The 19,745-nt window shown below is 42.1% G+C and carries 19 protein-coding genes; 18 read left to right on the top strand and 1 reads right to left on the bottom strand.

All coding sequences use genetic code 11. The features are described 5' to 3' along the window. Nucleotides 1-246: 246 nt before the first annotated feature. The 17 genes from ACHLI0_RS03675 to galE all read left to right on the top strand — a co-directional run bounded on the left by ACHLI0_RS03675 (nt 247) and on the right by galE (nt 16,596). On the top strand, nt 247-684 hold the full coding sequence (locus ACHLI0_RS03675) for an IS66 family transposase (RefSeq protein WP_490748460.1): 438 nt from the start codon (nt 247-249) through the stop codon (nt 682-684). Nucleotides 685-1,877: 1,193 nt separating this feature from the next. After that, nucleotides 1,878-2,999, top strand: coding sequence for a glycosyltransferase family 4 protein (locus ACHLI0_RS03670; RefSeq protein WP_130041871.1), 1,122 nt, complete (start codon nt 1,878-1,880; stop codon nt 2,997-2,999). Beyond that, entirely contained in the window at nt 2,999-3,895 is an 897-nt protein-coding gene (locus ACHLI0_RS03665) for an NAD-dependent epimerase/dehydratase family protein (RefSeq protein ID WP_130041870.1), read from the top strand. The genes ACHLI0_RS03670 and ACHLI0_RS03665 overlap by 1 nt, the downstream gene beginning before the upstream one ends. A 59-nt stretch (nt 3,896-3,954) precedes the next feature. Continuing rightward, nucleotides 3,955-4,944 (top strand): MraY family glycosyltransferase, encoded by a 990-nt coding sequence (locus ACHLI0_RS03660; protein ID WP_490748459.1) that lies wholly within the window; start codon nt 3,955-3,957, stop codon nt 4,942-4,944. A gap of 5 nt (nt 4,945-4,949) precedes the next feature. After that, nucleotides 4,950-5,396: a WbuC family cupin fold metalloprotein gene (locus ACHLI0_RS03655; RefSeq protein WP_490748458.1), complete on the top strand. Its 447-nt coding sequence runs from the start codon at nt 4,950-4,952 to the stop codon at nt 5,394-5,396. A 41-nt stretch (nt 5,397-5,437) separates the two neighbouring features. Continuing rightward, nucleotides 5,438-6,232 carry a polysaccharide biosynthesis/export family protein gene (locus ACHLI0_RS03650; protein WP_130041867.1) on the top strand — a complete coding sequence of 265 codons (795 nt, stop codon included), beginning with the start codon at nt 5,438-5,440 and terminating at the stop codon, nt 6,230-6,232. Between the two features lie 12 nt (nt 6,233-6,244). Continuing rightward, entirely contained in the window at nt 6,245-8,683 is a 2,439-nt protein-coding gene (locus ACHLI0_RS03645) for a GumC family protein (protein WP_490748456.1), read from the top strand. 157 nt (nt 8,684-8,840) lie between these two features. Further along, a complete protein-coding gene (locus ACHLI0_RS03640) occupies nt 8,841-9,362 on the top strand; it encodes an HU family DNA-binding protein (RefSeq protein WP_008761240.1) in 522 nt (173 codons plus the stop codon). 35 nt (nt 9,363-9,397) lie between these two features. Next, entirely contained in the window at nt 9,398-9,490 is a 93-nt protein-coding gene (locus tag ACHLI0_RS03635) for a smalltalk protein (RefSeq protein WP_008765124.1), read from the top strand. A 230-nt stretch (nt 9,491-9,720) separates the two neighbouring features. Further along, a complete protein-coding gene (locus ACHLI0_RS03630) occupies nt 9,721-10,146 on the top strand; it encodes a SoxR reducing system RseC family protein (RefSeq protein ID WP_008765125.1) in 426 nt (141 codons plus the stop codon). 6 nt (nt 10,147-10,152) lie between these two features. Beyond that, nucleotides 10,153-11,034, top strand: a complete 882-nt coding sequence (locus tag ACHLI0_RS03625; protein ID WP_008761242.1) for a Fe-S cluster domain-containing protein — start codon at nt 10,153-10,155, stop codon at nt 11,032-11,034. A 24-nt stretch (nt 11,035-11,058) separates the two neighbouring features. Further along, a complete protein-coding gene (rsxC, locus tag ACHLI0_RS03620; protein WP_048694860.1) occupies nt 11,059-12,396 on the top strand; it encodes an electron transport complex subunit RsxC in 1,338 nt (445 codons plus the stop codon). A 6-nt stretch (nt 12,397-12,402) separates the two neighbouring features. Continuing rightward, entirely contained in the window at nt 12,403-13,395 is a 993-nt protein-coding gene (locus ACHLI0_RS03615) for an RnfABCDGE type electron transport complex subunit D (protein WP_008765127.1), read from the top strand. Beyond that, complete coding sequence (locus ACHLI0_RS03610; protein ID WP_032813361.1) at nt 13,392-14,105, top strand: RnfABCDGE type electron transport complex subunit G; 714 nt, start codon at nt 13,392-13,394, stop codon at nt 14,103-14,105. Before ACHLI0_RS03615 ends, ACHLI0_RS03610 begins: the two co-directional genes overlap by 4 nt. 17 nt (nt 14,106-14,122) lie before the next feature. Further along, a complete protein-coding gene (rsxE, locus tag ACHLI0_RS03605) occupies nt 14,123-14,707 on the top strand; it encodes an electron transport complex subunit RsxE (protein WP_008761246.1) in 585 nt (194 codons plus the stop codon). A gap of 22 nt (nt 14,708-14,729) precedes the next feature. Then, entirely contained in the window at nt 14,730-15,302 is a 573-nt protein-coding gene (rsxA, locus tag ACHLI0_RS03600) for an electron transport complex subunit RsxA (protein ID WP_008761247.1), read from the top strand. Nucleotides 15,303-15,561: 259 nt separating this feature from the next. After that, nucleotides 15,562-16,596, top strand: coding sequence for a UDP-glucose 4-epimerase GalE (galE, locus tag ACHLI0_RS03595; protein ID WP_011107362.1), 1,035 nt, complete (start codon nt 15,562-15,564; stop codon nt 16,594-16,596). 232 nt (nt 16,597-16,828) lie between these two features. Here the strand turns inward: galE and ispE are convergent, their stop codons facing one another. Then, nucleotides 16,829-17,653: a 4-(cytidine 5'-diphospho)-2-C-methyl-D-erythritol kinase gene (gene ispE / locus ACHLI0_RS03590; RefSeq protein WP_113748452.1), complete on the bottom strand. Its 825-nt coding sequence runs from the start codon at nt 17,651-17,653 to the stop codon at nt 16,829-16,831. Nucleotides 17,654-17,851: 198 nt separating this feature from the next. Between ispE and dnaB the strand changes: the two genes are divergently transcribed. Continuing rightward, entirely contained in the window at nt 17,852-19,405 is a 1,554-nt protein-coding gene (dnaB, locus tag ACHLI0_RS03585; RefSeq protein ID WP_225694285.1) for a replicative DNA helicase, read from the top strand. Nucleotides 19,406-19,745: the final 340 nt, after the last annotated feature.

Raw genomic sequence — 19,745 nt, 5'->3', positions numbered from 1 at the left:
TTAGGACTTAAATATGAAGCTTATATTTTTGCTGCAGAATTTTAAACGTCAAAATTGTAACCGTCTATTTTTCACACAGTTCTTGATATCTTTTGACTTACCTTTGCTACGAGATTCAAAAAGTCATAGCAATGGAAAAGACAGACGTTTACGACATACAGACTATCAGAAGAACAAGCCATATACAGCCGTGCGCAAGGAAATGAAGGACGCTTGGGAAAATACCATCCAGAAAGCACAAACTGGATGCAGGGTGAAACCTCCGGTCTGGTCGGCGTAGAAGAGGAGAATGGCATGCGTAAATACCTGAAACGTTATTTCTGGGGTATCAAGGTTAATGTCTGGAAACTTGTATGGTTCATATATGAGTACGGTACCCATGCTCTCAAGGCTATCCGTCAGTTTCTGGATAACTTCATAGGCTTCTTTATCAAAGACGGCTGTATAGTATATAAGGTATATAACAATGAAGAGCTCCCTCCGAACCATCACTGTTCGGCTTGCCTGACTCATATACGCCGGAAGTTCGTTGAGTCACTGGAAGAAAAACGCTCTGTTTTTATTTGGTTTATAGCTGAAATCGGAGAACTTTTTGCGATAGAGCATAATTGCAAAAAGGCCGGTTATGATGTTGTGCGAGTGCGTGCAGAAGGGGTGAAGAGAAGCAAGTTGGTCATGGATTGAATCAAGGACAAGTTTGAGCGTTTTGCCAAATCCAAATACAAGGAGTTGGGCACCCTGACCGGAGAAGCCCTGAAATATATCCAGACGGAATGGCTTGCTATGTAAAGGATATTGTAGGATGGCAATCTGGAACTGTTGAATAATCTGGCAGAGCAGATGATGAAACATATCAAGATGAATCTTAAGAACTGTCTGAATATAGAAATGAAGACTCGGCTTTTGATTACGCCTTCATGTTTTCCATCATGGAAAGTTGCGGCATGAATAAGCTGTTTCCCAAATGGTATATTAGGGAGTTGGTCGGTCGTCTTACATCCCCAACCATGCAGTTACATGGACAAAGTGGCACTTTTACCCTGTTTTATCTCTAAATGAATATTAAAAATATCTGAGTTTTATTTTTTTTGACATTTGTGTAATCGCCTTGTATAGAGGATGTTCTGAAGTGCTGTGGAAAAATAGTCGGTTATTGAGCACGCTGTATTTGGTGGTTTACAATACGATGACTACAACAAGCATTTCAATGCACTTAAGGAATTTTGGTAGAGGTTGTAAGTGAATGTGTAAAATGAAAAAGAAAATAGATGCTGCCCAGTATAGAGGTTTGGTGTCTATTATCGGAGTGAATAAGTGTATTCAGGAGATATATTGATTAATAATGTGTTTTGTGTACAATTCATTGCAGCAGAATTGAAAACATTGGGGTTCTGTGTTATGGAATCATACGACATTGATTTAGTGAGTCTTGTAAATGAATTTGGGCGTTTTCGAAATTAATTTGGAAAATTCAATGTTGGCTTGTTCTATTTCGCAGGACATGGTGTGGAGTTTGAAGGGAAGAAATATATTCTGCTAACAGACTCAGCTGTAGGTAGTAAGACTAAATAGAATATTCTACATTCAATCTTCAGAGTATTGTTAGCGATATGCACTGTTGGTGATATTGAAGGGTGAGTTTGTCTTTTTTTTAGCGACTCCTTTAAGAACACAGGCATTATAGCTTGGGCAAACTAATATTGACCATGATTAATGGTATTGGAAATCACGTATTAATTAATAAAAAAACGATTTGGGCACTTTTTTAAAGTTCCCAAACTAAAGGATATGCCATTAATTGAATACTTATAGGAGGGTGGATGGAATTGAGTGTTTATTTCTGTTTGTTAATAAAAAAAATAAAAAAGATATAAATAATGGGTAACATAACTCAACGACTTTGGATCGTAACTGAACTTTTTCCACCGGATGAAACTTCTACGAGCTACATTCTTGGCGAGATTGCCAATGCGATGGTACAGAAGTATAATGTGGGAGTAATTTGTGGTCCTGAGATATATGACAAGCGAAAGAAGCTTGACACAAACAATAAGTTTAAACTTCATGAGAATATTGAGGTACATCGTGCGTTAGGTGCTGATTTGGATAAGAATACCACTAAGGGTAAGGCTCTTTCTTTTATCTTAATGAGCCGAAGAATGATAGCTTTGGTACGCAAGTATGTATGTACCGGAGATAAGGTGCTGATGGTGACGAATCCTGCTCCCATGATTCCATTAATGGCGAGACTTAAGAAGAAGATAGGGTTTGAACTGAATATTCTTGTACACGATGTATTTCCTGAGAATACTCGTCCTGCTGGCTTGAAATTGCCAATGTACAACTTGTTCAAGCGTATTTTTGATAAGGCTTATACGAAGGCCGATCAGTTGATTGTTCTTGGGCGTGATATGGCTGATGTATTAGGGCGGAAGGTTGGTAAAGGGGAAAATCCTAAGATTACAATTATTGAAAATTGGGCTGACATTGACAATATCAAACCACAGCCGTTTCCTGAGGGTAAGATAATTCTTGAATATGCCGGTAATATTGGGCGTGTGCAAGGATTGGACAAGGTAATGGATATGTTACCAGAGGATGTAGAACTACATTTTTATGGTACAGGAGCAATGGAGGAAAAACTTAAGGCTCGTGAACGGAAAAATGTCTTCTTCCATGGTTCTTATTTCCGTTCTCAGCAAAATGAGGTATTGGCTGCTTGTGATATTGCTCTCGTAACTCTTCAGGAGGGTATGTACGGTCTTGGTGTTCCAAGTAAGACTTACAATATTCTGGCATCAGGTCGTCCTATTTTATTTTTTGGTCCTAAAGATAGTGAGATAGATTTACTAATTCGTGAGGAAGGCGTGGGCTATTGTGGGTGCCCTGAAAAATGGGACAGGGCAACTTTGACTGAGATGGGCCGAAAAGCAAGAGCTCTGGCTGTGAGTGATTATTCTGAACGTGTAATTCTGGATAAATTTTTGAAAGCTATATAATGGATAAATTACTGTTTACCGGTGGTACGGGGTTTCTTGGCAAGAATATCCGTCCGATATTGGACAAGATGTATAAGGTGACTACTTGTGGTATCACCTCTAGTGATATGATTAAAACGAATTTGGCAAAGGAAGCTCCTCGGCTGGAACATCATTATGATGTAGTATTGCATGCTTGTGGTAAGGCTCATGTGGTGCCTAAGACTGCGGCTGAGAAACAGGCATTCTTTGATGTAAACTATACCAGTACAGTTCATTTGTGTAATGCTCTGGAAAAGGTGGGTGCACCTAAGGCTCTTGTTTTTATCAGTACTGTGGCCGTATATGGTTGTGAGTTTGGTGAACTGATTACTGAAGAGCATCCGTTGGAAGGCGATACTCCATACGCTAAAAGTAAAATTTTGGCCGAGGAATACCTAACTAAATGGTGTAAAATGCATAATGTTGTTCTTGGAATTCTTCGCCCTTCACTTCTTGCTGGTAAAGATGCTCCAGGTAATCTGGGTGCTATGGTAAATGGTGTGAAGAAAGGGTTCTACATGAATATTGCCGGAGGTAAGGTTGTGAAGAGCATTTTGATGGCGGAAGACATTGCCCGCATTATACCTGCTTTAGTTAAGAAAGGTGGTGTATATAATGTCTGTGATACATTTCAACCAACATTTGGCCAGATTAGTGAGTCGATAGCAAATCAATTGGGTAAGAGGAAGCCTATAAGTATTCCGATGTGGATGGCTAAATATATGGCTTTTATTGGTAATTTTTTAGGCTCTAAAGCCCCTATCAACAGCTATAAATTAGAAAAGATGACCAAGAGTCTCACTTTTAGTAATGAGAAGGCACGTAAAGAACTTGGGTGGGAGCCGTTGGATGTACTAACGAATTATAAAATTTAAAGTAGAAGTAGAAACGAAGCTTAGGTCTTATCGGATATATTCAGACAAAATTAATTCATATGATAACATATATTACTATTTTCATTCTGCTTCTCATTGCAGAACTTTTCTATTTCTGTATTGCCGACAAATGCAACATCATCGATAAACCCAACGAACGCTCATCACACTCTACGATAGTATTACGTGGTGGCGGAATCATCTTCTTGATCGGCGCATGGATTTGGAGCCTCTTCTTCGGATTCCAATATCCTTGGTTCTTAGCTGGCTTGACATTAGTGGCAGGTGTGAGCTTTATAGATGACATCCATTCATTGCCGGATTCGGTGAGATTGGTAGTACAGTTTGCTGCCGCTGCAATGGCATTTTATCAACTTGGCATATTGCATTGGTCAATGTGGTGGATTATACTGTTGGCACTAATAGTATATGTTGGTGCTACAAATGTAATAAATTTCATGGATGGAATTAATGGCATTACGGCAGGATACTCTTTAGCTGTATTGATTCCGTTGGTATTATTGAATAGGGATATGGGCTTTGTAGAACAAAGTCTGATTATATTAACGATTCTCGCTTCATTGGTATTCTGTATATTCAATTTCCGACCGAAAGGGAAGGCGAAATGTTTTGCCGGAGATGTCGGTTCTATCAGTATTGCCTTTATCATGTTGTTCTTGTTAGGAAATGTGATAATCAAGACAGGAGATATTACTTGGCTGATATTCTTGTTAGTATATGGTGTGGATGGCTGTTTGACCATTGCCCATCGTATTATGTTACACGAGGACTTGGGAGAGGCACATCGTAAGCATGCTTATCAGATTATGGCTAATGAATTAAAAATCGGACATGTAAAAGTGGCGTCGCTGTATATGGTTATGCAGTTTGTGATTTCTCTTGGATTTATTTATTTCTGTCCTAATACAATATTTGCTCATTGGCTGTATTTGATCGGTACATTAGCAGTAGTGGCTGTTGCTTACATATTGTTTATGAAAAAGTACTATCATTTGCATGAAGACTATCTCACATCGTTGAAAAAATAATAATTATGGAATTTGATAAAGACTTTTTAGGTAAGCTGTTCGAGCAGGCTGTAACTAACCCACGTTTGCGCCAGAATTTCGATCTGCGTACTTCACCTGCTGACACCAGCCAGCGCATGCTCAACGCATTGTTACCGGGTACAAAAGTACCTATCCATCGACATGAAGATACTACGGAAACTGTGATATGTCTTGTAGGTAAATTGGAAGAAATTATCTATGAAGAAGTGAATGAATATATTTATGAAGCAACTTCCTGTTGTGGTGATGTGACAAGACAAAGAAAAATTAAAGAAATTTCACGTCAAATACTATCTCCTGCAGAAGGTAAATTCGGTATCCAAATACCTGCAGGGGCGTGGCATACAATAAATGTTATAGAGCCTTCTGTTATTTTTGAAGCAAAAGACGGGGCATATAATGAATCTGGAAATACAACAGATAAAGAGTGATTGAGTTTTAATAAAGATAGAATAAAAAACAATAAAAATATATGAGGAGAATGAAACAACTAGGTTATTACGTATTGGCTGCTTTTCTGTTAACAGCTTGCCAGTCTTACAAAAAAGTACCTTATTTACAGGATGCGGAAGTAGTACTGTACAGTACCCAGAACGAACAACTGTATGATGCGAAGATTATGCCCAAAGACTTGCTGACGATTGTCGTGTCATGTACTAGTCCTGAACTGGCAGCGCCTTTTAATCTGACAGTAGCTACGCAGAGTAATGCTGCTTTGAGTTATACGACTACTCAACCTGTTCTGCAGCAATACCTAGTTGATAACGACGGTAATATAAACTTCCCTGTACTAGGTGAACTTCATGTGGGTGGCCTGACTAAGAAGGCTACCGAACAAATGATTGTGGAAAAACTGAAACCTTATATTACAGAAACTCCTATTGTAACGGTACGTATGGTGAATTATAAGATTTCTGTGATTGGCGAAGTTGCCCGTCCCGGTACATTTACTATTTCCAATGAAAAAGTGAACATCCTGGAAGCTCTGGCTATGGCAGGTGATATGACTGTGTATGGTCTCCGTGATGATGTTAAGCTGATACGGGAGAACGCCAATGGTAAGCAGGAAATTATTCCTTTGGATCTGAATAAGGCGGAGACTATTCTTTCTCCTTATTATTATTTGCAGCAGAATGATATTATTTACGTAACTCCTAATAAGGCAAAAGCGCGAAATTCGGATATCGGAACTAGTACAAGTTTGTGGTTCTCTGCTACTTCGATCCTTGTTTCTATTGCCAGTTTATTGTTTAACATCTTGAAATAAAAAGAAAGAGTTATGAAGGAAGAAAATAAAAACGGGAAAGGATCTGAAATGACTGAGGAGCAAATTGATTTCCGGGCACTGCTTTTTAAATACATCATTCACTGGCCTTGGTTTGTAGGGGCGGTGATGTTATGTTTTGTTGGGGCATGGTTTTATTTGCACTGGGCTACACCCATTTATAATATTTCCGCTACAGTTCTGATAAAAGACGAGAAGAAGGGTGGAGGTGCAGGACTTTCTTCGGAATTGGAGGATATGGGGTTAAGTGGTCTGATGACTTCTTCTAAAAACATTGATAATGAGCTGGAAGTTCTACGTTCGAAAACTCTTGTAAAAGAGGTTGTGAATCAGTTGGGGTTATATATAACTTATAAAGATGAGGATAAGTTTCCTTCTAAAGGTTTATATAAGACTTCTCCGGTACAAGTAAGTTTGACACCTCAAGAGGCTGAAAAACTGAAAACTTCGATGGTAGTCGAGATGATCTTACAGCCTAAAGGTAGCATGGATGTGAATGTGACTGTAGGTGAAAAGGGCTATCAGAAACATTTTGAGAAATTACCTGCCATTTTTCCAACAGATAAAGGTACATTGGCTTTCTTTCAGGAAGTTGATTCGGTAACTTTACAGGATGGAACAAGAATTCCTCGGATAGAGAAGGACGTACGTCATATAACTGCGACAATAAGTAAACCAATGAAAGTGGCCAGAGGCTATTGTAAGAGTCTATCTGTGGAACCTACTTCTAAAACGACTTCTGTTGCCGTGATTTCACTGAAAAACTCCAGTTTGCAGCGTGGGCAGGACTTTATCAACCAGTTGCTTGAAATGTATAATCGCAATACGAACAATGATAAAAACGAAATCGCTCAGAAGACAGCAGAATTTATTGATGAGCGTATTGGGATTATCTCAAAAGAATTGGGAAGTACGGAAGCTAATTTGGAGTCTTTCAAACGTGATGCCGGTATCACGGACTTGACGAGTGAAGCTCAGATAGCCTTGGCCGGTAATGCTGAGTATGAAAAGAAGAGTGTGGAGAATCGTACTCAAATCAGTCTAGTGAATGACTTGCGTAAATACTTGCGAGGCAATGAATACGAAGTCTTACCGAGTAATGTCGGTTTACAGGATGCTGCCTTGATTGGAGCCATTGAACGTTATAACGAAATGCTTATTGAGCGTAAACGCCTGTTGCGTACATCAACAGAGAATAACCCTACGATTGTGAATCTAGATACGAGTATCCGTGCCATGAAAGCCAATGTACAGGCTACCCTTGAAGGAACCTTGCAGGGGTTGATGATCACCAAAGAGAGCCTTGACCGTGAAGCAAGTCGCTATTCCCGTCGTATCAGCAACGCTCCGGGTCAGGAACGTGCTTATGTAAGCATCGCCCGTCAGCAGGAGATCAAGGCTGGATTGTATCTGATGCTGTTACAGAAACGTGAAGAGAATGCGATTGCTCTTGCTGCTACTGCGAATAATGCCAAGATTATTGATGAAGCGATAGCTGACGATATTCCGGTATCCCCCAAACGCTCTATGATCTATTTGATTGCATTGATACTTGGTATTGGAATTCCTGTCGGTATCATCTATTTGATTGATCTGACTAAATTCAAGATCGAAGGCCGTGCCGATGTAGAGAAACTGACAAGTGTACCTGTTGTTGGTGATATTCCATTGACGGATGAGAAGAATGATAAAAATGGTTCTATCGCTGTCTTTGAGAATAAGAATAATCTGATGAGTGAAACCTTCCGTAATATTCGAACCAATCTTCAGTTTATGCTCGATAATGATCAAAAGGTGATCCTTGTGACTTCGACTGTCAGTGGTGAAGGTAAATCATTCGTTTCCTCGAACCTGGCAATCAGTCTTTCTCTTTTGGGAAAGAAAGTGGTGATTGTCGGGCTCGATATTCGTAAGCCAGGACTGAATAAAGTATTCCAGCTCTCTAATAAGGAGAGAGGTATTACTCAGTATCTTTCCAATCCTGAAACGGATTTGATGGAACTTGTTCAGCCTTCTGATGTAAATAAGAATCTGTTTATTCTTCCGGGTGGTACTGTTCCTCCTAATCCAACAGAACTGTTGGCTCGTAACGGTCTGGATAAAGCGATTGAAACCTTGAAGAAGAACTTCGATTATGTCATTCTTGATACTGCTCCTATCGGCATGGTAACGGATACCTTGTTAATCGGCCGTATAGCAGACTTGTCAGTTTACGTATGCCGTGCTGACTACACTCATAAGGCAGAATATACATTGATCAATGAACTGTCTTTTGAGAAGAAGCTGCCTAATCTTTGTACCGTCATCAACGGCGTAGACCTGAAGAAGAGAAAATATGGTTATTACTACGGCTATGGCAAGTATGGTAAGCATTACGGCTATGGCAAACGTTATGGTTACGGCTATGGATATGGTCAAGATACAAAAAGATAAATATCTGAATATCTATGAATTATAACTTTTCTCAGAAAAAGAGCCCCGCAAGGGGCTTTTCTTTTTGTTATCTGAAATAAAAGCCTCACCTTTGCATTGTTGATCAACAAAACGTGAATAAAATAACTTGAATTTGAATCTTTAGAAAAAACGTATTATGAGTGTAATTTACAAGGTTGTTACGCGACCATCTGACCCGCGTGTTCCCAATTCTCCCAAGAAATATTATCCGCATCTGATCACTTTAGGTCAGTCTGTCAATCTGAAATATATTGCGCAGAAAATGCAGGGCTATTCCTCTTTATCCATCGGTGATATCAAGAGTGTGATTCAGAATTTTGTGGAGAAAATGAAAGAACAACTTCTGGAAGGTAAGTCTGTGAATATCGAAGGCTTGGGTGTATTTATGCTGACTGCCTGCTCGAAAGGGGCGGATGCAGCGAAAGACGTCAATGCTAAAAGTGTGGATAGCGTACGCATCTTCTTTCAGGCGAATAAGGAACTGCGTATCACGAAGACGGCTACCCGTGCAGATGAAAAACTGGATTTGATCAGTCTGGATGAATATCTGAAGAAGTTGAACGCCTCTGTGACTCCGAATGATCCGGATGATGGTGAAAATGGCGGTGGTGGAAATGAAGGAGGAGGAGACGAGGAAGCCCCGGATCCGACTGTATAATCTGAAAAGCTTAAAAAAGAAAGGAGGAAAAATCTATGAAGAAAACTTGGAGTGTAGTTTTGAAAGTAATCATTGCTGTAGCCGGTGCGATTGCCGGAGTACTGGGAGTACAGGCTGCATCATTGTAAGCAGCATTCAGTAAATAAAGTAATTGGTTAGATAAGACAGGCAGGCGGGAAAGTTCTTCCCGCCTGCTTTGTTGTATGCTAAAATATCAAATAGTTGGCGTTACTTTTTCGTGTGCGATAACGAAAACACAAAAAATAACATTTTATTATGTAGAAAAAAATGATGGAATGCTTCGTAGTTCACAAATAATGATTAAATTTGCCGCGATTTGTAATGTTGAGTTTGCAAAATGACGAATAATACTATAAAGCATCTAGGTATTGTGGAAAACATACAGGGTTCTCATCTGTCGGTGAGAATCGTTCAGACGTCGGCTTGTGCGGCTTGTAGCGCAAAAGGCCACTGTTCTTCGGCGGATAGTAAAGACAAAATCATAGATATAACGGATGTTACAGCTGCTTCCTATCAGGTAGGAGAGCGGGTGATGGTGATTGGCGAAACGTCGATGGGCATGATGGCTGTAACCCTTGCATTCATAATTCCTTTTGTACTTCTGATTGTTTCCCTGTTCGCATGGATGGCGTTGATAGGGAATGAACTGTATGCGGCTCTTCTTTCTCTGGCAGTTCTTATTCCTTATTATTTCGTATTGTGGCTCAATAAAACGCGAATGAAACAACATTTTTCATTTACTATAAAACCAATAAATAACTAAAACATTATGAATTTGATTCTGATTGCAGTGATTTCATTGGGAGCTATAGCGCTCGTGCTGGCCGCTATTCTTTATGTAGCTTCCAAGAAATTTGCCGTGTATGAAGACCCGCGGATTGCCCAGGTGGGGGAAGTGTTGCCCCAGGCAAACTGTGGTGGATGTGGCTATCCTGGTTGTAGCGGATTTGCCGATGCTTGCGTCAAAGCCGGTTCGCTGGATGGTAAATTCTGCCCTGTAGGCGGTCAGCCTGTCATGGCACAAATTGCTGATATTCTCGGACTGGCAGCTACTGAAGCTGAACCGATGGTAGCAGTAGTAAGATGTAACGGAAGCTGTGCCAATCGTCCGCGTATTAATCAATACGATGGTGCGAAGAGTTGTGCTATTGCCGCTTCATTGTATGGTGGAGAAACAGGTTGTAGCTACGGATGCCTCGGATGTGGCGACTGTGTGGCTGCCTGCCAGTTCGATGCTATCCACATGAATCCTGAAACGGGACTTCCGGAAGTGGATGAAGCCAAATGTACAGCTTGTGGCGCTTGTGTGAAGGCTTGTCCGAAGGCGATCATCGAGATTCGTCCGCAAGGCAAGAAATCACGTCGTGTGTACATCTCTTGTGTGAACAAAGACAAGGGAGCCGTAGCACGTAAGGCTTGTACAGTGAGCTGTATCGGCTGTGGTAAGTGTGTCAAGACTTGTCCGTTCGAAGCCATTACGCTGGAGAACAACTTGGCTTACATCGATCCGAACAAGTGTAAATCATGTCGTAAGTGCGTGGAAGTTTGTCCGCAGAACACAATTATCGAGCTGAACTTCCCTCCACGTAAACCGAAGGCGGAAGAAGCACCGAAAACAGTTGCTGCAGAAGCTCCGAAGGTAACAGAATAATAACAGAATAAAATACAGAATTGTATGTTAAAGACATTTTCAATTGGTGGAGTTCATCCACACGAAAATAAATTGTCGGCACATCAACCTATCATCACAGCGGAAGTTCCTGCAAAGGCAGTTATTCTGTTGGGGCAGCACATTGGCGCACCTGCCAAACCGATAGTAGCGAAAGGTGATATGGTGAAGGTAGGCACGAAGATTGCCGAACCTGCCGGCTTCGTTTCGGCAGCAATTCACTCTTCTGTCAGTGGAAAAGTGGCGAAGATTGATACAGTAGTCGATGCGAGCGGTTATGCAAAACCTGCTATCTTTATTGATGTAGAAGGCGACGAATGGGAAGAAACCATTGACCGTAGCAAGACACTGGTCAAAGAATGTGAGCTTTCGTCCGAAGAAATCGTGAAGAAGATTGCCGATGCCGGTATCGTAGGTTTGGGTGGTGCTTGTTTCCCTACACAGGTGAAACTTTGTCCGCCGCCTTCGTTCAAGGCAGAATGTGTGATTATCAATGCGGTGGAATGTGAACCGTATCTGACTGCCGACCATCAGCTGATGCTGGAACACGCGGAAGAAGTCATGGTAGGTGTCTCCATTCTGATGAAAGCCGTGAAGGTAAATAAGGCATTTATCGGAATTGAGAATAACAAGCCGGATGCTATTGAACTGATGACGAAAGTTGCTTCCAGTTATGCAGGCATCGAAGTTGTTCCTTTGAAAGTGAAATATCCTCAGGGTGGTGAGAAACAGTTGATTGATGCGATTACCAAACGCCAGGTGGCAAGTGGTGCGCTGCCTATCTCTACTGGGGCAGTTGTGCAGAATGTGGGTACGGCATTTGCTGTTTATGAAGCTGTTCAGAAAAATAAACCGTTGTTTGAACGTGTGATTACCGTAACTGGTAAGTCTGTGGCCAAACCTTCCAACTTCCTGGCTCGTATCGGTACACCAATGAAACAGCTGATTGATGCTTGTGGCGGTCTGCCGGAGGATACGGGAAAAGTGATCGGTGGCGGTCCTATGATGGGTAAGGCTCTGGTGAATATCGAAGTTCCTACCGCAAAAGGCAGTTCCGGCATCCTGATTATGAATCAGAAGGAAGCCAAACGTGGTGAAGCACAAACCTGTATCCGTTGCGCAAAGTGTGTGAGCGCTTGTCCGATGGGACTGGAGCCGTACTTGCTCGGAGCTTTGTCCGAAAACGGAGATTTTGAAACAATGGAAAAAGAAAGAATCATGGATTGTATCGAGTGCGGTTCCTGTCAGTTCACTTGTCCTGCCAACCGTCCGCTGCTTGATTACTGCCGCTTGGGTAAGGGTAAAGTAGGAGCTATGATTCGTGCACGTCAAGCTAAAAAATAACGAAGTATGGAAAATAAATTAATCGTATCACTATCACCCCACGTGCATGGCGGAGACAGCGTACAGAAAAATATGTATGGCGTGCTGATCGCACTGATTCCGGCTTTTCTGGTGTCGCTTTATTTCTTCGGCCTGGGGGCTCTGATTGTCACGGCTACTTCGGTAGCAGCCTGTTTATTCTTCGAATGGGCGATCGTTAAATTCTTAATGAAGAAACCTGCTACAACCATTTGTGACGGTTCTGCTGTCATTACAGGTGTGTTGCTGGCATTCAATCTACCTTCCAATCTGCCTATCTGGATTATCATTCTGGGTGCACTGTTCGCAATCGGTGTAGGCAAGATGTCTTTCGGTGGTCTGGGCTGCAACCCATTCAACCCGGCATTGGCGGGACGTGTATTCCTGTTGCTTTCTTTCCCGGTGCAGATGACAACATGGCCGGTAGTAGGTCAGCTGACATCTTATATGGACGCTACCACCGGTGCTACTCCGCTGGCATTGATGAAACAGGCTATTCACGGCGATGCAAGTGCTTTGAGCCAGATACCTGATGCGCTGACTCTGTTTATCGGACAGAACGGCGGATGTATCGGTGAAGTAAGTGCGCTGGCACTGTTGCTCGGACTGGTATACATGCTCTGGAAAAAGATCATCACCTGGCATATTCCGGTTTCTATCATTGTGACTGTATTTGTATTTGCAGGCATTATGCACATGGTGGATCCCGAAAAGTATGTTTCTCCGGTATTGCAACTACTCTCCGGAGGTCTGATGCTGGGAGCTGTCTTTATGGCAACCGACTATGTGACTTCTCCGATGAGCAAGAAAGGTATGCTGATTTACGGTGTTTGTATCGGTCTGCTGACGGTGGTTATTCGTCTGTTCGGTGCATATCCCGAAGGTATGTCATTCGCCATCCTGATTATGAATGCGTTCACTCCGCTGATTAACACCTATTGTAAACCTAAACGCTTTGGGGAGGTAGCGAAGAAGAAATGAAAAAGTTACAATCATCTTTAAAGAATATGTTGCTGGTACTTACGGGCGTTACAGCCGTTTCCGTAGCGTTGCTGGCTTATGTGAACGAACTGACGAAAGGCCCTATTGCCGAAGCGAATGCAAAGACGCTGAACGAGGCCTTGAAAAAGGTGCTTCCTGAATATACCAATAATCCGGTAGCCGAAAGCGATACTGTTTTCAGCGAGAAAGACGGAAAGAAAATCGTGGATTTCATTATCTATCCGGCCAAGAATGGCGAAAAGTGGGTAGGTTCTGCCGTTGAAGCCAAGTCAATGGGATTTGGCGGTGAACTGAAAGTGCTGGTGGGTTTTGATGCTGAAGGCAAGATTTATAACTACTCTTTATTGGCGCATGCTGAAACTCCGGGACTGGGTTCGAAAGCGGACAAATGGTTTGGAGCTTATGATCCTGCAAAGAACGAAAAACCGGTATCTCACGAAGAAAGTGCAAAGTCTATTTTGGGCATGAATCCGGGAGAGACTCCATTGGCTGTGACCAAAGATATGAATGGACAGGTAGATGCTATCACGGCTTCTACTATCACTTCACGTGCTTTCCTGAATGCGGTGAATGCTGCTTATCAGGCATATAAAGGCGGTGAGGTGGATACGAATTCCGGAGCTTCCCAGAAAAATGAACCGGCTGTTGCACCGGAAGGTGAAGCAGCTGCTAATGACACTAATAACTAAGAAAGGAGGAGACAGTTATGAATAATTTTAAAGTAATGATGAACGGGATTATCAAAGAGAATCCTATTTTTGTGCTCCTGCTCGGTATGTGTCCTACACTGGGTACGACATCATCGGCAATCAACGGTATGGGTATGGGACTGGCCACTATGTTCGTCCTGATTTGCTCGAACGTGGTAATTTCATCTATTAAGAATCTGATTCCGGATATGGTACGCATCCCTTCATTTATCGTGGTGATCGCGTCATTCGTGACACTGTTGCAGATGATAATGCAAGCATACGTGCCCGATCTGTATGCTACTCTCGGTCTTTTCATTCCGCTGATCGTAGTAAACTGTATCGTACTGGGACGTGCGGAAGCTTTCGCAGCGAAGAACAATCCGCTGGCTTCTATGTTTGATGGTATCGGTATGGGATTTGGTTTTACCATCGCCCTGACTCTGTTGGGTGCCGTACGTGAATTCCTCGGAACAGGTAAGATATTTAATCTGACCATTCTGCCGGAAGAATACGGAATGCTGATCTTTGTTCTGGCTCCGGGTGCCTTTATCGCTTTAGGTTATCTGATTGCCATTATTAATAGTCTGAAGAAAGCCTAACTCTATTAAATAAGAAAAGAATATGGAATATATATTGATATTTATCTCGGCAATCTTTGTAAACAACATCGTGTTGTCGCAGTTCCTGGGAATCTGTCCGTTCCTGGGTGTTTCCAAGAAGGTGGAAACAGCGATGGGTATGAGTGCGGCAGTTGCTTTCGTGCTGACTATCGCTACCATCGTCACATTCCTGATTCAGAAGTTTGTGTTGGATGCTTTCGGATTGGGGTACTTACAGACAATCACTTTTATTCTGGTTATTGCCGGACTGGTGCAGATGGTAGAAATTATTTTGAAGAAAGTTTCTCCTTCTTTGTATCAGGCACTGGGTGTGTTCCTACCGTTGATTACAACGAACTGCTGTATTCTCGGTGTGGCAATCCTGGTAATCCAGAAAGACTTTGATCTGCTGACAGGTGTTGTATACGCATTCTCTACTGCTCTTGGCTTTGGTCTGGCACTGGTATTGTTTGCCGGATTGCGTGAGCAGATGACCCTGGTGAAGATTCCGAAAGGAATGCAGGGGACTCCGATTGCTTTGATTACCGCAGGTTTGCTGGCAATGGCATTCATGGGCTTCTCTGGCGTCGTGTAAAAGACTAAGTTGATAATTAGATAAAGAGGCTGGAAACTCTGTCGTATGGCAACATACAGGCAGTTTGTTTCCGGCCTTTTTCTTTATACCTGCTTCATACCGAATATGTTTTTTATCATACCAAAACGCCTTCAAATCGTCCCGTAAGTATCTTCCTATGAATAAAATTGCGATAGTTTATTGCATTTCCATTTTATTTCCATACATTTGTACCTCAAACAAACTGAAAACCGAAAAACTAACCATATTTTAAAATTATATGAAAGAAAGAATTTTAGTAACGGGAGGAACGGGCTATATTGGGTCTCATACCGTTGTAGAACTACAAAACAGTGGATACGAAGTAATCATTATCGATAATTTATCAAATTCGAGTGCTGACGTTGTTGACAATATAGAGAAAGTATCCGGTATCCGCCCAGCTTTTGAGAAACTGGATTGTCTTGATTTTGCTGGCCTTGATGCCGTATTTGCCAAATATAAAGGAATTAAAGCGATTATTCATTTCGCAGCAAGCAAAGCAGTAGGAGAGTCGGTAGAGAAGCCGTTGCTTTATTACCGTAACAACCTGGTTTCTTTGATCAACCTTCTGGAGTTAATGCCTAAGCATGGAGTAGAAGGCATTGTGTTCTCTTCTTCCTGTACAGTATATGGTCAACCGGATGAGTTGCCTGTAACGGAAAAGGCTCCGATCAAGAAAGCGGAATCTCCTTATGGAAATACAAAACAGATTAATGAAGAAATTATCCGTGATACAATAGCTTCCGGTGCCCCGATCAATGCTATTTTGCTGCGTTATTTCAATCCGATTGGCGCACATCCTACAGCATTGCTGGGTGAACTTCCGAACGGTGTTCCTCAAAACCTGATTCCTTATCTGACTCAGACAGCGATGGGTATCCGTGAAAAACTAAGTGTATTCGGTGACGATTATGATACTCCTGACGGTTCTTGTATCCGTGACTTTATCAACGTTGTTGACTTGGCTAAAGCACATGTGATTGCAATCCGCCGTATTTTGGAGCAAAAACAGAAAGAAAAAGTAGAAGTATTCAATATCGGTACAGGACGCGGTGTTTCAGTATTGGAACTGATTAATGGCTTTGAAAAAGCTACCGGCGTTAAATTGAATTATCAGATTGTAGGCCGTCGCGCAGGTGATATTGAAAAGGTATGGGCTAATCCCGATTATGCAAACCAGGAACTGGGTTGGAAAGCGGTAGAAACATTAGAAGATACTTTACGCTCTGCATGGAATTGGCAGCTGAAACTCCGTGAAAGAGGCATTCAGTAAAAAGATATTTGTTTTAATTAACATAAAAGTTTAAACAAATCGTTCATGCGATTTGTTTATTAGATGCTAATCAGCTTGATCTGTTTGTGAGTATGTGAATATGAGTAAATGGTACTTATGCCTCTCCGGCATAGACAGGTATGATTGCATAGTAGTTTTGTCGTGTTTTATTTTGTGTTTGTGTTGTGACGGTACTACGACGGGAGTCGTGGTACCGTTTTTTGCTACTCCTTTACAGCCTGCCTTTAAAACAGAATACGTTAGTTCCCCAATCGGTTTCAGGTAAAGTCCCTTCCGGCTCGAACAATCCATATACGGAAGAACCGGAACCGCTCATAGAGGCATAAACAGCCCCTTGCCTGTATAGCTCGGCTTTAATTTCTCCGATCACCGGATGCTGGGGGAATACGCTGTCTTCAAAATCATTGATTAATATCTCTTTCCATTCATTTACCGGGCGTTTGATCGCTTCTTTGATCGAGTATTCGGGATGATGAGGATGAATATTGGCGAAAGCTTCCCGCGTTGATACGAATACATCCGGTTTGATGATCAGAATCTGATATCCTTTTAAGGATAGTGGAATGGGGGAGAATATGTTACCGATTCCTTCGGCAAAGGTCGGGGCGTTTCTGATAAAGAAAGCGCAGTCTGCTCCCAAAGTTGCGGCATATATTTCCAGCTGATCTTCGGATAAATTCAGCTGAAAGTGTTCGTTGAGTAATTTCAGCATGAAAGCCGCGTCTGATGAGCCTCCTCCCAGTCCGGCACCGGAAGGAATGTGTTTGTACAGATGGATCTCGATAGGAGAGAGGTGAAACTCTTTATCTAATAGCAGATATGCTTTCACCACTAAATTGTCTTCCGGATTACCGAATATCTCCATTCCGTACTGATGCAGGGAGAACTTTTTGTCCGCTTCGGGGCTGGTCCGGATTTCCAGCGCATCTTCGAGAGCGACGGGGTAGAATACGGTTTCGAGGTTGTGATATCCGTCCGGACGCTTCTCGGTAATAGAGAGTCCCAGGTTTATTTTTGCGTTTGGGAAAGTGATCATATTCGTTCTGAATTATTATTTTTGAATTTTAAATTATGGGTTGCGAATTTATGCTATTGGTGACAAAGTTACTAAAATCTTCATTTTTCCTTATCTTTTCTTCATTATTATATTCTATCTTTGTCATCCCTTTCGGCTTTTACTATGTATAAAAGCCGGGGATCATAAATTGTAAATCATAAAATTGTATATAAGCAGATGGCTGAACAAAGAAGAAATTCCCGTAACACAAAATCAACTAAAGTACAACCGGTCAATGATTATGGTCGTATCCAACCTCAGGCACCGGAGCTGGAAGAGGCGGTGTTGGGTGCTTTAATGATTGAGAAGGATGCTTATTCGCTGGTGAGTGAGATTCTTCGCCCGGAGTCATTTTATGAGCATCGTCATCAGTTGATTTATGCTGCCATTACTGATCTTGCCGTTAATCAGAAGCCGGTGGACATTCTGACGGTCAAAGAGCAGTTGAGCAAAAGAGGTGAGTTGGAAGAGGTCGGTGGACCGTTCTATATTACTCAGTTGAGCAGTAAGGTTGCTTCTTCCGCACATATCGAATATCACGCCCGTATTATTGCACAAAAATCGTTGGCGCGCGAATTGATAACGTTTACCAGTAATATTCAAAGCAAGGCTTTTGATGAGACACTGGATGTGGACGACTTGATGCAGGAGGCGGAAGGCAAGCTGTTTGAGATTTCCCAGCAGAATATGAAGAAAGACTATACGCAGATTAATCCGGTAATTGACGAAGCGTATAAGCTGATTCAGAAAGCGGCTGCACGAACGGACGGTCTGAGTGGTCTTGAAAGTGGATTTACGAAGTTGGACAAGATGACCTCCGGTTGGCAGAACTCCGACCTTATTATAATCGCTGCCCGTCCTGCCATGGGTAAGACAGCTTTCGTACTTTCCATGGCTAAGAATATTGCCGTTGATTATCGGAATCCGGTAGCGTTGTTCTCTCTTGAAATGAGTAACGTCCAGTTGGTCAACCGTCTTATCACCAATGTTTGTGAGATTCCGAGTGAGAAGATCAAGAGTGGACAATTGGCAAGCTATGAGTGGCAACAGTTGGACTACAAACTGAAAGATCTGCTGGATGCTCCGCTTTATGTGGATGATACTCCGTCTTTGTCTGTGTTTGAACTCCGGACCAAAGCACGTCGTCTGGTGCGTGAACATGGGGTGAGAATCATTATTATTGACTACCTTCAGTTGATGAATGCGAGTGGTATGGCATTCGGTAGCCGTCAGGAAGAGGTTAGTACGATATCCCGTTCGTTGAAAGGATTGGCGAAGGAGTTGAACATTCCCATTATAGCCTTGTCGCAGTTGAATCGTGGTGTGGAGAGTCGTGAAGGTATTGACGGTAAACGCCCTCAGTTGAGTGACCTTCGTGAATCCGGAGCCATCGAGCAGGATGCTGATATGGTGTGTTTTATTCACCGTCCAGAATATTATAAGATTTATCAGGATGATCGTGGTAACGACCTTCGCGGTATGGCGGAAATTGTGATAGCCAAGCATCGTAATGGTGCGGTAGGTGAAGTCTTGCTCCGATTCAAAGGTGAGTTTACACGATTCTCAAATCCGGAAGATGATATGGTTATACCGATGCCGGGTGAACCTACAGGTGCCATGCTGGGGTCTAAACTGAATGCCGGTGCTATGCCTCCGCCTCCGCCGGAACCAGACTTTGTTCCGCAGGGAAATAATCCGTTCGGTGCAACGGAAGGGCCGTTACCTTTCTAAAAAACGTTCGTTTGGGTTGAATAGAAATGACCGCTTGGTCAGATGAAAATGACCGCTTGATTGAATGCAAACGACCGCTTCTTTCTGATAAAAGATACGGTTGAATAGATAGAAACGACCGCTTGATTTACTCTAATCGAGCGGTCGATTATTTTTATTAAATATAACTTAGGAGAACTCTGATGAGAACTGGTGGCAAAAATGACAAGAAAATACCTCTATCTGAGAATATATAATAGGAAAATAAATAATTAATGAAATAAAAATGGAATTTTAAATTAGAATTAATTATTTTCCCATTATATGTATGAATACCCCTTTATTTTTTGCCACTTTGTCA

It is taken from the genome of Bacteroides sp. RCH18 (genome assembly GCF_058231005.1).
Note: the sequence above shows the minus strand (reverse complement) of the source record. Positions and strands in the feature narration are given on the sequence as shown.

Excerpts from the sequence above, each read along its gene's own strand:
- ACHLI0_RS03675 (WP_490748460.1), top strand. The coding sequence starts at position 247 with ATGCAGGGTGAAACCTCCGGTCTGGTCGGCGTAGAAGAGGAGAATGGC.
- ACHLI0_RS03670 (WP_130041871.1), top strand. The coding sequence starts at position 1,878 with ATGGGTAACATAACTCAACGACTTTGGATCGTAACTGAACTTTTTCCA.
- ACHLI0_RS03665 (WP_130041870.1), top strand. The coding sequence starts at position 2,999 with ATGGATAAATTACTGTTTACCGGTGGTACGGGGTTTCTTGGCAAGAAT.
- ACHLI0_RS03660 (WP_490748459.1), top strand. The coding sequence starts at position 3,955 with ATGATAACATATATTACTATTTTCATTCTGCTTCTCATTGCAGAACTT.
- ACHLI0_RS03655 (WP_490748458.1), top strand. The coding sequence starts at position 4,950 with ATGGAATTTGATAAAGACTTTTTAGGTAAGCTGTTCGAGCAGGCTGTA.
- ACHLI0_RS03650 (WP_130041867.1), top strand. The coding sequence starts at position 5,438 with ATGAGGAGAATGAAACAACTAGGTTATTACGTATTGGCTGCTTTTCTG.
- ACHLI0_RS03645 (WP_490748456.1), top strand. The coding sequence starts at position 6,245 with ATGAAGGAAGAAAATAAAAACGGGAAAGGATCTGAAATGACTGAGGAG.
- ACHLI0_RS03640 (WP_008761240.1), top strand. The coding sequence starts at position 8,841 with ATGAGTGTAATTTACAAGGTTGTTACGCGACCATCTGACCCGCGTGTT.
- ACHLI0_RS03635 (WP_008765124.1), top strand. The coding sequence starts at position 9,398 with ATGAAGAAAACTTGGAGTGTAGTTTTGAAAGTAATCATTGCTGTAGCC.
- ACHLI0_RS03630 (WP_008765125.1), top strand. The coding sequence starts at position 9,721 with ATGACGAATAATACTATAAAGCATCTAGGTATTGTGGAAAACATACAG.
- ACHLI0_RS03625 (WP_008761242.1), top strand. The coding sequence starts at position 10,153 with ATGAATTTGATTCTGATTGCAGTGATTTCATTGGGAGCTATAGCGCTC.
- rsxC (WP_048694860.1), top strand. The coding sequence starts at position 11,059 with ATGTTAAAGACATTTTCAATTGGTGGAGTTCATCCACACGAAAATAAA.
- ACHLI0_RS03615 (WP_008765127.1), top strand. The coding sequence starts at position 12,403 with ATGGAAAATAAATTAATCGTATCACTATCACCCCACGTGCATGGCGGA.
- ACHLI0_RS03610 (WP_032813361.1), top strand. The coding sequence starts at position 13,392 with ATGAAAAAGTTACAATCATCTTTAAAGAATATGTTGCTGGTACTTACG.
- rsxE (WP_008761246.1), top strand. The coding sequence starts at position 14,123 with ATGAATAATTTTAAAGTAATGATGAACGGGATTATCAAAGAGAATCCT.
- rsxA (WP_008761247.1), top strand. The coding sequence starts at position 14,730 with ATGGAATATATATTGATATTTATCTCGGCAATCTTTGTAAACAACATC.
- galE (WP_011107362.1), top strand. The coding sequence starts at position 15,562 with ATGAAAGAAAGAATTTTAGTAACGGGAGGAACGGGCTATATTGGGTCT.
- ispE (WP_113748452.1), bottom strand. The coding sequence starts at position 17,653 with ATGATCACTTTCCCAAACGCAAAAATAAACCTGGGACTCTCTATTACC.
- dnaB (WP_225694285.1), top strand. The coding sequence starts at position 17,852 with ATGGCTGAACAAAGAAGAAATTCCCGTAACACAAAATCAACTAAAGTA.